General features: G+C 55.7%; 10 protein-coding genes and 3 pseudogenes. 8 read left to right on the forward strand and 5 right to left on the reverse strand.

Features of this window, described 5'->3' with window-relative positions:
- Window positions 1-97: 97 nt before the first annotated feature.
- Window positions 98-187 (reverse strand): annotated as a pseudogene (locus AC13RM_RS31110) (IS6 family transposase); the annotation flags it as partial.
- Window positions 188-403: 216 nt separating this feature from the next.
- Between AC13RM_RS31110 and AC13RM_RS31115 the strand changes: the two are divergent.
- Both AC13RM_RS31115 and AC13RM_RS31120 read left to right on the forward strand, forming a co-directional pair.
- Entirely contained in the window at window positions 404-1,285 is an 882-nt protein-coding gene (locus AC13RM_RS31115; RefSeq protein WP_488556122.1) for an arginase family protein, read from the forward strand.
- A gap of 239 nt (window positions 1,286-1,524) precedes the next feature.
- Window positions 1,525-1,698, forward strand: coding sequence for a hypothetical protein (locus AC13RM_RS31120; protein WP_488556123.1), 174 nt, complete (start codon window positions 1,525-1,527; stop codon window positions 1,696-1,698).
- A gap of 152 nt (window positions 1,699-1,850) precedes the next feature.
- Here the strand turns inward: AC13RM_RS31120 and AC13RM_RS31125 are convergent, their stop codons facing one another.
- Window positions 1,851-2,087: a hypothetical protein gene (locus AC13RM_RS31125; RefSeq protein ID WP_488556124.1), complete on the reverse strand. Its 237-nt coding sequence runs from the start codon at window positions 2,085-2,087 to the stop codon at window positions 1,851-1,853.
- 512 nt (window positions 2,088-2,599) lie between these two features.
- Here AC13RM_RS31125 and AC13RM_RS31130 point away from each other — a divergent pair.
- The 6 genes and pseudogenes from AC13RM_RS31130 to AC13RM_RS31155 all read left to right on the forward strand — a co-directional run bounded on the left by AC13RM_RS31130 (window position 2,600) and on the right by AC13RM_RS31155 (window position 8,354).
- Window positions 2,600-2,968 (forward strand): YybH family protein, encoded by a 369-nt coding sequence (locus tag AC13RM_RS31130; protein ID WP_488556125.1) that lies wholly within the window; start codon window positions 2,600-2,602, stop codon window positions 2,966-2,968.
- Between the two features lie 52 nt (window positions 2,969-3,020).
- Window positions 3,021-4,280 carry a GGDEF domain-containing protein gene (locus AC13RM_RS31135; protein WP_488556129.1) on the forward strand — a complete coding sequence of 420 codons (1,260 nt, stop codon included), beginning with the start codon at window positions 3,021-3,023 and terminating at the stop codon, window positions 4,278-4,280.
- Window positions 4,281-4,609: 329 nt separating this feature from the next.
- Window positions 4,610-4,927 carry an integration host factor subunit beta gene (locus AC13RM_RS31140; protein WP_488556130.1) on the forward strand — a complete coding sequence of 106 codons (318 nt, stop codon included), beginning with the start codon at window positions 4,610-4,612 and terminating at the stop codon, window positions 4,925-4,927.
- Window positions 4,920-5,279, forward strand: coding sequence for a cold-shock protein (locus tag AC13RM_RS31145; protein ID WP_488556126.1), 360 nt, complete (start codon window positions 4,920-4,922; stop codon window positions 5,277-5,279). The genes AC13RM_RS31140 and AC13RM_RS31145 overlap by 8 nt, the downstream gene beginning before the upstream one ends.
- A gap of 83 nt (window positions 5,280-5,362) precedes the next feature.
- Window positions 5,363-6,193 (forward strand): annotated as a pseudogene (locus AC13RM_RS31150) (MmgE/PrpD family protein); the annotation flags it as partial.
- A 229-nt stretch (window positions 6,194-6,422) separates the two neighbouring features.
- Window positions 6,423-8,354, forward strand: a complete 1,932-nt coding sequence (locus tag AC13RM_RS31155) for a methyl-accepting chemotaxis protein (protein WP_488556127.1) — start codon at window positions 6,423-6,425, stop codon at window positions 8,352-8,354.
- Window positions 8,355-8,469: 115 nt separating this feature from the next.
- Here the strand turns inward: AC13RM_RS31155 and AC13RM_RS31160 are convergent, their stop codons facing one another.
- The 3 genes and pseudogenes from AC13RM_RS31160 to AC13RM_RS31170 form a co-directional block, all read right to left on the reverse strand.
- Window positions 8,470-8,895, reverse strand: a complete 426-nt coding sequence (locus AC13RM_RS31160) for a PIN domain-containing protein (protein ID WP_488556128.1) — start codon at window positions 8,893-8,895, stop codon at window positions 8,470-8,472.
- Window positions 8,895-9,149 carry a type II toxin-antitoxin system Phd/YefM family antitoxin gene (locus AC13RM_RS31165; RefSeq protein WP_095438014.1) on the reverse strand — a complete coding sequence of 85 codons (255 nt, stop codon included), beginning with the start codon at window positions 9,147-9,149 and terminating at the stop codon, window positions 8,895-8,897. Before AC13RM_RS31165 ends, AC13RM_RS31160 begins: the two co-directional genes overlap by 1 nt.
- Before the next feature lie 1,109 nt (window positions 9,150-10,258).
- Window positions 10,259-10,499: pseudogene (locus AC13RM_RS31170) on the reverse strand (ABC transporter substrate-binding protein); the annotation flags it as partial.

Here is a 10,499-nt window from a genome sequence, read left to right on the forward strand (position 1 = left end):
GAAGGAAAGCAGCAGGCTTGATATGAAACGAGATGGACGAAAGTGGTTTCGTGCGACGGAAACGGCCGCGCTACAAACAGCGCGGCCGGCTTGTGGCTGCGGCGTATTTCCTTCGGTTAAAGCGTTCGAGCAGCAGCGGCGCGAAATGAACGACCCAGCGATGGACAGTGGAGTGGTCGAGGTGAATTGTGAGCGCTGTTTTCGTCGCACATTGACCAAGCTCGGTAGCCCGTTCCGGTCGCTACCGCTGCAACATTGACGGCAAGTATGCGGTAGAAGCAGTCATAAGAACCACAACCGCCGCCCGCTGGTGGTCGCGACCCTGTTCTACAAAGGCAACGATCGTGGTTATATTGACTTCCTCACCTACAACTCAAACTAGGCACAGGTGGAACGCCCAGCGATGGATGACAACAGCACAACACTTCGGCTCCTTTATCCTCAATGGCAGGGCGGCGGCTCCATAGCCGAATTTCTTCCAGAACTTCCTGCTGAAGATGCTTACAAAGGATATCATCTTGGAGCCCAGCTTCTGAGCATCCTGGCTCCCGCAACGTCCCATACAACGGCTGAGGTGCCAGTGTCACTCGACATTGAGGATCGAACTGAGCAGAACGGAGTGATCTCCTATCGCGCAATTCTAAAGCAGACTGCAGCAGCGATGAATATCTTGCGAGACATTGTCCCGGATCGAATCGTAACGCTCGGCGGCGAATGCTCGGTCAGTGTTGTCCCGTTCACTTACCTGGCAGCCAAGTATCCATCCGACGTAGCCGTAGTCTGGATCGACGCCCATCCCGACTTGAACCTGCCCGGTGAAGGTCACAAGGGCTACCACGCAATGGCATTGGCGGCGGTTATCGGCAAGGGTGACAACACTATCCTCGATCTGCTTCCCTCCAAGGTTGATCCCTCCAGAGCACTGATCGTCGGGCTTCGCGCATGGGAGACTGAAGGTGGAACGAAGGAGCGTCAGGCAGAATTCGGCATAAAAAGTCTGTCACCCTGCGAGGTCGCTGAAAACAGCACCGCAGTCCTGGAATGGCTGGCATCGACAGGGATGTCAAAGGTGGTGATTCACTTTGACCTCGACGTCATCGATCCAGCGGAAATGATGGCCGCGGTCGGCACGGATCCCGACGGGCTAAAGATCGAAAGCGCTGTTCGGGTCATCAGCGATATCGCGAAACAGTACGATGTTGTCGGTCTTACCGTCGCCGAACATATGCCACGCGTGGCTATAAAGATCCGCAACATGCTCGCAAGGCTGCCACTCATGAGATGACTGAGCAAAGCACCGCTTTGGGCTGACTGCCGACTTCAGTCGTTAGTCCATCGCGAATAATTCCATGGCAGAAGTTCTTCAATCCAGCTCTGTTTGTGCCCGTTGATGACGGCATGTCGAGTTTTACGACTATTTAATCCGGATTTTCATGTGACGTTGATCCATTCATCCGCAGGGATCCCGTTGATAAAACCGCGATATCTACATCAAAAAAGGGTCACGGCGAAATGCAAAACTGGATGAAATCGCGACGCAAACGAACAGACGAAGTCAGTTTCGATATCGGCTCGCTGGAAAACCATGTCGACGCGTCACTTAGCAAGCCGAATGCAGGGTTCCCGGTCGGCAAATACGAGGCCGTCCTGTCCGTGGGCGGCAAGGTGTTGGAGACCGTCAACTTCTCCATCAAGTAGCTCAATTGGGCCAACAAGCACGACTTCTGAGGACAGCCGGCCAGGGCTCGTCCGCAATTGCGTCCCTTCAATTCATTCGGCTTCGCAGATAACAGCGCCGGACACGATGAATAGCGCGGTCAATGGGATCGAAACCTGCCACTGGGCATTTTTCAACGATCAAGCAAAAACCGCTCGATTTTGCCATTGGGGCTCCCGAACACCAAATCCTTGAACAAGGCAGAGACGATCCGCGGCCGAACACCTGCTCTCTCGTCGATCAGCACCACCGACAGCTTTTTGATTTCTATGGTGATCGTGCGCCCTTCGTTGCTGCGACGATATTTCCAAGAATCGAGCAGATTGAACCCGTTCTGTATCGCCCATTCAGCAATCATCTGCGCCATCATGAACTATCCCGTTGCGGAGATGACAACGGCTACCTCGCGCGCTCAAATCACTCCGTTACTGAGTGCATAGCTAGAGTGAATAAAAGAGATCCAGTCCGAAATTGGCCGCGCCGCAAATTGTCCGAGCGCTGTTGCAAGTGAGACTCACACTCGGAGGTCACGTGCGCACCGACAGGGAAGATCGCGGATTGATGGCACTAAACGACGTCAATTGCCCAACGATGGCGCCCAGCGCAAATGCCGCTGCAAGATACTAGGGCCGTCGCCCTGACGACGGCAACCTAATCGGTGATCGGTAAGCTAGACATGATAAATGCCAAGGTTATTGTTACCATGCCGAAGCGCCGATCCGCGGCGATCAGCCCATGCCGGCCGGCTTCATCATAATTCCCACGATGACGGCGGCTCCGTGCCCGAGCGGTTGGCAAACGGCGTGACGAGCGCCGCGGCAGGGAACGAAGACTGTCTGGAAAAGTTTAGCCAGGTATCGACAAAGCTACCGAGACCAAGTGATGACACCGGCTGATGTTCTGCGGCTTTACGAAGACAAGTTAGCATCGCATCATTTCGAAGACCTCGCGCCTCCCATATCCACCGAGGCGATTTTCTGGTTCCCCGATGGCATCCACAACGGCATCAAGGAAATTCAAGCTGCCCTCGAGAGGACGTGGCAGCGGCTTCGAAACGACCGTTATTGGCTCGAACATGTGCGTTGGATTGTCGTGGGCGAGATTGCTGCAACGTGCATCTATAGAGATCGCTTGGAAGTAGACATCGATCGGCGGTCGTTTAAGGGACATGGTCGCGGGACTGCCATTCTCCGGAAAGAAGATCACGACTGGAAAATTGTCCACGAGCACCTGAGCCGCTTTCCGAGCTAATTTGAACAACCAGCCATTTTTTGACAGCAGGGAGCTTCACTAAGTGGATAAAATGAATGAGGTGAACAACGCAACTTCGCCAAAGGCTGCGGAGGTATCGAAGGAGGGACCGCTTTCGGGGGAAAGCCCTGCCCTCCTTAAGGAAGTTGAACGCCTTCTTGGCGGCCGCACTCGAGATATTCGGCTGAAAGGTGAGCTTCTGAGGCTCTTTCATGAGCGCTCCTGGCCGCGTACTGCCAAGATCGTCCGTTCATGGATGATCTGGGTGACGTTCATAGATCTGCTCACATTGGGACTGAACGCGATTTTACTTGCCGGTTCGGTCACGCTCTCCATGATCGCGCCGGCCTGCATTTTGCCGCCCGCGGCTTTGGCCACCGCCTTTTTCTGGAGAAAGCCGGGCTCCCATAGGCTTCAGACGGTCATCCTTATCGCTGGCTTGTTCTTTATCCTCCTCTCGGTCGCTCTGGTCGGCGTAAGCGCCGGAGGCGAATTTTACGAGCGGCATCTGAACATCATGCTGTTCGTGGCCATTTCCGCCATCGTCATCTTTGCCATCCCGCTGGCAGCGACAACGATCATCGCGGTGATGGCACTGGCTCTTTATCTCTTCTTCCAGATCCATAATCCGAGCATCACCCTCGGAAGCGTGGAGGCAGCAACGTTGTTTTTTGCTGCCGGCATCATCGCGACAATAGTGTCGCGTCGCACCATGACGATCCTTGCGCAAAAGACCTTTCTTCTCGAGCTCCGGGACAAAGGCCGAGTGGCGCAACTGGCGGCTGCGAATGCTCGCCTTGAGCTTCTGGCAAGAACCGACCCACTCACCGGCATCGCCAACCGGCGCTGGATGATGGAATTGCTCAACCGCCTTTGGAGCGCGGAAGCCGAAGCAGGAGGCATTGCGCTTTTGATGTGCGACATCGATCATTTCAAGGCCTTGAATGATAGCCTCGGCCATGGCGAAGGCGATCGCTGCCTGGTCAAGGTCGCAGGCATTATTCAGAGCAACTTGAGAGGAAGCCACGACCAGGTGGCACGCTACGGCGGCGAAGAGTTCCTGATCATGCTTCCGGAGATTGGCGAGACGGAAGCATGCGAAGTTGCCGAGCGCATCCGGGAGGGCGTGGAGACGGCTTCATTTCCCAATCCTGGTGCGCAGACTTCATCTTGCGTAACGGTCAGTGTCGGTGTGGCCTATTTCAAAGCCATCCACGACACGACCCCAGAGCAGCTTCAGAGCCAGGCAGACAAGGCTCTGTATCGCGCCAAGCAATCCGGACGAAATCGTATCGTGCTCTATCAGGGATAAGCAGGCTAGGCGCTCATTGCGAATAGTTTCTCCGGCAATGCCGCAGTTGCTCAAAAGGCCGAGTGGGAAGAGTTTTAGTATGTAATCGGTTGCTAAATCATCCAGCTTTGCCAACAAACCTCTGATACTGCGGTCGCAGAGGGTCGAAGAAGCGGGGAAATCCCGATCGCATTCGTAGAATTTCCGGGGCTGCCTCGCTTCATCTCTTGCAAATTCTTCAGATCACGGAAAATTCTAGGAACACGAGCGGCAATGCGCAAAGCTGCAGCGATGACGCCGTTGCCTTCGGCATTGCCAAGTCAAAAAATTCTGAGCCAACTGATTGGGACATGATCAAATCCGAGCTTATCGAAATCGTTGCCGCGCGAAGGCCCTTTTTGCATTTGAAGGATGCCGAAAGGATCGTTGATGCGATCCTTGAGGAAATGACTGAAGCACTAATGCGCGGCGACAGAGTTGAAGTGCGAGGATTCGGTGCCCTTAGCGTGCGCTATCGCCGGTCCAAGACAGGAAGAAACCCTAAGATGAACACGTCGGTTTTCGTCGAGGAGAAATGGGTCCCGTTTTTCAAAGCGGGAAAGGAAATGCAGCAGCGCCTGAACGCCGCAAGCGATCTTGATGCGAGTGAGGCAGATCCTGTTGACTGACAGCGATATAGCTCGCAAGCCGAACGAGAAAACCAATATGGGGAACGGAATGGCGACAGGCAAAATCAAATGGTTCGATGCAAGCAAGGGATACGGCTTTATAAAGCCGGACGACGGCAGCCCGGATGTCTTCGTGCATCTGAGTGAAGTGATGAAGGCGAAGCTGCCTCATCTGCGGCCAGATGTGCCCCTCTCCTATACGCTTGAGGTTGAAGACGGCAAAAGGTCGGCGAAGGAACTATCGCCAATCGCTCGCAGCGCTGATGCCAAATCCCCGGCTCGAACAATGGATGACCCGCTCAACGATTTCGCGGACGAATTCGAAAAAGAGTGGGGATTGCGGCAAGCCTGAGGCCAGCTCAGTTTTTACTGGCTTTCCAATTCTGACGATCGCCCTATCCTTGTCATCGGCGAGGTAAAATCGATGGGATCCTCAGCATCAAGGTCGCGGCGGGCGTGGCGCGGCTTCTCGGCGCAGGTAAAAAGGCGATCGCCGCGGCCATGAGCCTCGCGACCAGCTTCGCCTGTGGCCCGAAAGGACAATTCGGCACCACCGCCAAGCCGCTGCACGCGGGCCTCGCCGCGCGCAACGCGGTGGATGCGGCGCGCATGGCGCTTGCCGGCATGAGCGGCCGGCTTGATATCCTCGAGCGGCCGCAAGGCTTCCTCGATCTTTTCGGAGGAGACGAGGCTAATGGCTGGGAAGGCCTCACATTCGGGGAGATGCATATCATCGAGAGCCGTGGATTGGTAACCAAGCGCCATCCCTGCTGCGCCTCAACTCATCGCGCGGTCGACGCGCTTCTGGATCTGAAACAGGAGCATGAGCTTGCGGCGGATGATATCGTCAGGATCGAGACCAAGGTCGGCATATCAGCGGCCCGCAACCTCGCCTATCCCAACCCCGCCGACGAGATGCAGGCGCGCTTCTCGATGCAATATTGCCTGGCCGCAGCATTCCTGAAAGGCTTCGTCAGCCTTTCAGACTTTACGCGACAGGAGATCGACCGACCGGAAACCCGGAAAGGCGTGGAGCGCCTGCCGCACATCGTCACCGTCACGACGCGCGACGGCCGCATCTACAGCAGATCCCGGCTGCACGCAAAGGGTTCGATCGAAGCCCCGATGAGTGACCACGAACGTGAAGTTAAGTTCATCGACTGCTTGCGCTGGGGCAATCGGAATGTATCCCAGGTCTCTTTCCTGCAGCTTCGCAATCTTGCCGATGTTGAAAACCTAGCCGGCGACAATGCATTCTGGAAGTAATCGCAGATGGCAGCTCATCCTAGAAAACAACAGTTGCCATCGTCCACCACGGCAAATCCTCTAGTCTAAGAGGGGCTCGGGAAAGTGACCTGACGGCATTGCCCATATTGCGACACAAGATCCGAAAATCGAGAGAAATGTTCTAATATCCGATCCGAACTTATGTGCTTAACTAGCCGTTCACCAAGCGCAAGTAGGATTCCCCTATAATTCAAGGGGTTTGAACGCCATGTCATTTCTGAACCGAATAAGCATTCTTTCAAAGCTGCTTTCCGTTATCATATTCATGTCGCTGATTATCGTCGCGTGCATCTGGTATGCGACCGCGCAAATGACGGTGATCGACAACTCCTATACTGCGTTTCTCGATCATGAAGCGCGTGCCGTGGCAAACGCCCGACGCACGAACACGTTCAGCTATGAACTTGCTTACAATGTTTTCAGAGCTATCGCGGAGACTGATCCGGAACAAATTCGAAAGGCGACCGACGCGTTCGATGGCACCGTTCCCGAGCTCAAGCAAATTCTGTCCGATCTTCGTCAGCAAGCGCCGGCTTTTTCCGACCGTATCGATGAACTTGGGAAGAAGACGGATCTATTCATCAGCGATGTCACGGCGGTGATGGACTTGGTGAAGAAAGGTCAAAAGAAAGAAGCCGTGGACTTATACCATCGCCAGGTTGATTCGAGCTTCCATGAGCTCAGCCTGGCTCTGCGCGGTCTTACTACGGACATCCAGTCCTTCGCCGACAACGGTTCGAATGATTTGACGGGTAAAACGAACGCGACCCGATTCTTGACGGCTACCTCTTCAGCTGCAGGACTGATAGCCGGTTTCGTGCTGGCAATCATTGCAATTGTCTACGGCATCACCAAGCCGATGGCGGCGCTGCGCGCCACCATGGCGCGGCTGGCATCGAAAGAGACAAATATTGAAATCCCAGGAATGGCGCGAGGTGATGAGCTCGGCCAGATGGCTGGTGCGGTCGAGGTCTTCCGCCAGGCGGCGATTGCCAACGAACAGCTGGAGGCGGAGGCCCAGGCGGCCCGTGCCCAGTCGGAGGCAGATCGCCTGAGGCTGACAACCGAGGCCGAGGCTGCTGCACAACAGCGCTTGAGGGAAGCAACGACCGGTCTGGCGAAAGGCTTGAAGCGGCTTGCTGCCGGTGATCTGTCCTTCCAACTGACCGAGCCGTTTGCGCCCGACTTTGAAGCGCTGCGCCAGGATTTGAACACGACGATCGCCCAGCTAGGCGAAACGCTGCGCGAGGTCGCTCGTTCGACCGCATCGATCGACATCGGTTCGCGCGAGATCAGTCAGAGTGCCGACGACCTTTCGCAGCGTACCGAAAAGCAGGCGGCCTCGCTTGAGGAAACAGCTGCCGCCCTCGACCAAATTACCGTCAACGTCTCGAACTCTTCCAAGCGCGCAGATGAAGCACGGGCGGTTGCGATCCAGGCAAACGCGAGCGCTGCCCGATCTGGAAAGGTCGTGGCCAGCGCCGTTGAGGCCATGAGCCGCATAGAGCAGTCCTCCAACCAGATATCCAACATCATCGGCGTCATCGATGAGATCGCTTTCCAGACCAACCTGCTGGCGCTGAATGCCGGCGTTGAAGCCGCCCGCGCGGGAGATGCAGGAAAGGGCTTTGCCGTGGTGGCGCAGGAAGTCCGCGAACTGGCGCAGCGCTCGGCGCAGGCGGCCAAGGAAATCAAGGGTCTCATCCGCAATTCTACAACCGAGGTCGACAGCGGCGTCAAGCTCGTGCGCGACACGGGAGAAGCTCTCCACGCCATCGAGCAGGACGTCATCACCATCAACCAGCATATGGATGCCATCACCACATCGGCCCGCGAACAGTCGACTGGTTTGGCCGAGGTCAACACTGCCGTCAACCAGATGGACCAGGTGACCCAACAAAATGCGGCTATGGTCGAGGAGACCAATGCCGCGGGTGCGACCTTAGCCGTGGAAGCCAGCCGCCTGAAGGAATTGATCGCCGGCTTCAAGCTCGATGGTAGCCAACCGGCTGTCCGCGCGATCGACCGTGCAAGCAAGCCCATAGCCTCACCTGCCCGTACCCTCGGTCAGAAGCTGGCAGGTGCTTTCGGCGGAAGGGCCGCAGTTGCCACCGCCGCAAAGGAATGGGAGGAGTTTTGATATCGGCTTCGGTTCCTCTGCTTGGCGATCGCTCGCCTGCAGCTCGCTCCAGCCGTAGTCATGCCGTTGGGGCTAGAAAACCGGTCGATATGCGGTCGGATGATGCAGACGATTTCTATGCCGGCATATCCCAAGGATTCACGAGCGCGACACCCATGCCCTCGAAATCCTTGATATTACGCGTGACCAGCGTCATCCGACGGGTGAAGGCTGTCGCCGCAATATAGGCGTCATTGATCGGCTTGGGATTTGGCACATGCCATTTCGCCGCCTGAACAGCCGCCGCCTCATCCAGGGGCAGGATGCGGCCGGAAAACGCCATTAGAACGGTATGTTCCAGCCAATTGCGAAGCAACTTTCCGGTGGCGGCATCGTTATGCTCCACCAAGCGAACGCCAATCTCCAGTTCGTGCAGGACAACGGAGGAAATAAAGGTCTCGGCCGGATCGACGGTTTCATTCCAGACCACGACATTTGGATCAGCCTTGCCGCTCGCGACCTTGCGCAGCTCGGACACGACATTGGTATCAAGCAACAGCATCAGGATAGGTCAACCGGCTGGGCACGTTCCATGCGCTGCGGGAGCGGCAAGTCGACATCTTCCGCCCCCGGCGCTGCCAACATGTCACCAAGCGTTCGCATTTTGCCTGTCAGCCGCTTGTACTCATCGAACGACAAAAGAACATGCGCAGGCCGACCCCTGTCGGTGATAATGACAGGCCCGTCCTTGGTGGCGCGCTTTGCGCGCCCAAGATCCTGATTAAGTTCTCGTCCTGAAAGCGTGGTGACGGTCATGGCGAACCTCCGACAATCGTGGTTACGTAACCACATTTAATCCGCATAGGCCGGAATTGCAAGATGTAGCGGCTCACCGGGTAGCGTTCGCATGCAGACTTGAACGCTGTCGATCGCGCCAGCGCGACGTGAAACGAGCACGGCGCGATTCGGAGAAGAGAGATATCAACCTGATTGCAACGCCTTGCCCGGCAAACATTGACTGGATTCGAGGACGGGTAAGTCGATCAGCATCATACAGCATGAAGACCTCCGATAGCTGGTGCACGAACTCAAAAAGGCCGATAGGTTTTCCGGGACTCGTCACCTCACCGGCTTAGTCGATGAGAAGACTTTTGCCGCGAGTACATAGTCTTGTCGCCTGTCGAAGAATCCCGTGTTGTTGCAACCTGCAACTCGACTTCTCGGATTATCAGTGAAAATCTGCATGGGAAGCTCATACGGGGGCAATGATGAGTTCAGGAATATAGGAAAGAATGTCTGCTGTTATCGCAGCCATCCTCCTCGCTTTCCTTGTCGCTGTCTATGGGACTGCCCGGAATCCTCCGACTTCGGAAAAGCCTTTCCGGTGATAAAAACCTATCGCCCGCGGATTTCCGGCGCTGACGCGTTCCAACTGCAAGATTTCCGCCTCGTTTGCACCGATAAGTTAGCTTTGTCGCAGTTCCAATTGGAATTTCGCTCGGCACCTAGTTAACATTTGCCACATTTTCACTGACATTCTGCCAAGCCAGTGATTAACTACCCTCATGATGTACGTCAGGATCGTTGTCGCGTGAAAATGGGCGTCCTTCGGGGCACCCCTCCTCGCTCATGAATTCTTGGTTTGATATGTCGTTGCACCTTTTGTCAGTTCTGCATCACTGGGCTGAAAGAAATCCCTATCTTGATCAACGCGACAGCTTGGGTGGGGGATCATCAAAGGATTTCAAGAGATCAACTTCGGCGACATGCCGTGCTGGCCTTTGGCCGCCGCGAGCTTTCCGTGCCGCCTCACCGGATTTCACGGGGCGCGGATGACGTCGCTTTATCGTGACTATACTGAACCTCTCGCGCGTACGGTGAAAGCCGCCTCCAGCGCGTTCCGGAAGCGGCCCAAACCAACTAACTTACTTGGCGTTCTTGACGAACTCCGTCGTGTAGGTCTTCGACAGATCAACCGACTTGCCCTGCACATTCTTGGAGAACTCGGATAGCACGGCAAGAACGGTTTTCGGGCCGTCTTCCGGCATCACGCCATCAGGCGTAAACATCGCCTTGCCGTTTTCGAGCGCCTTCACATAGCCTTCCTTGTCGCCTACATAGAAATCTCTAGGCATCTTGTCGGCGATCTCGGCGGCCGAATGCGTG

This window comes from Martinezella sp. CNPSo 3732 (genome assembly GCF_057784515.1).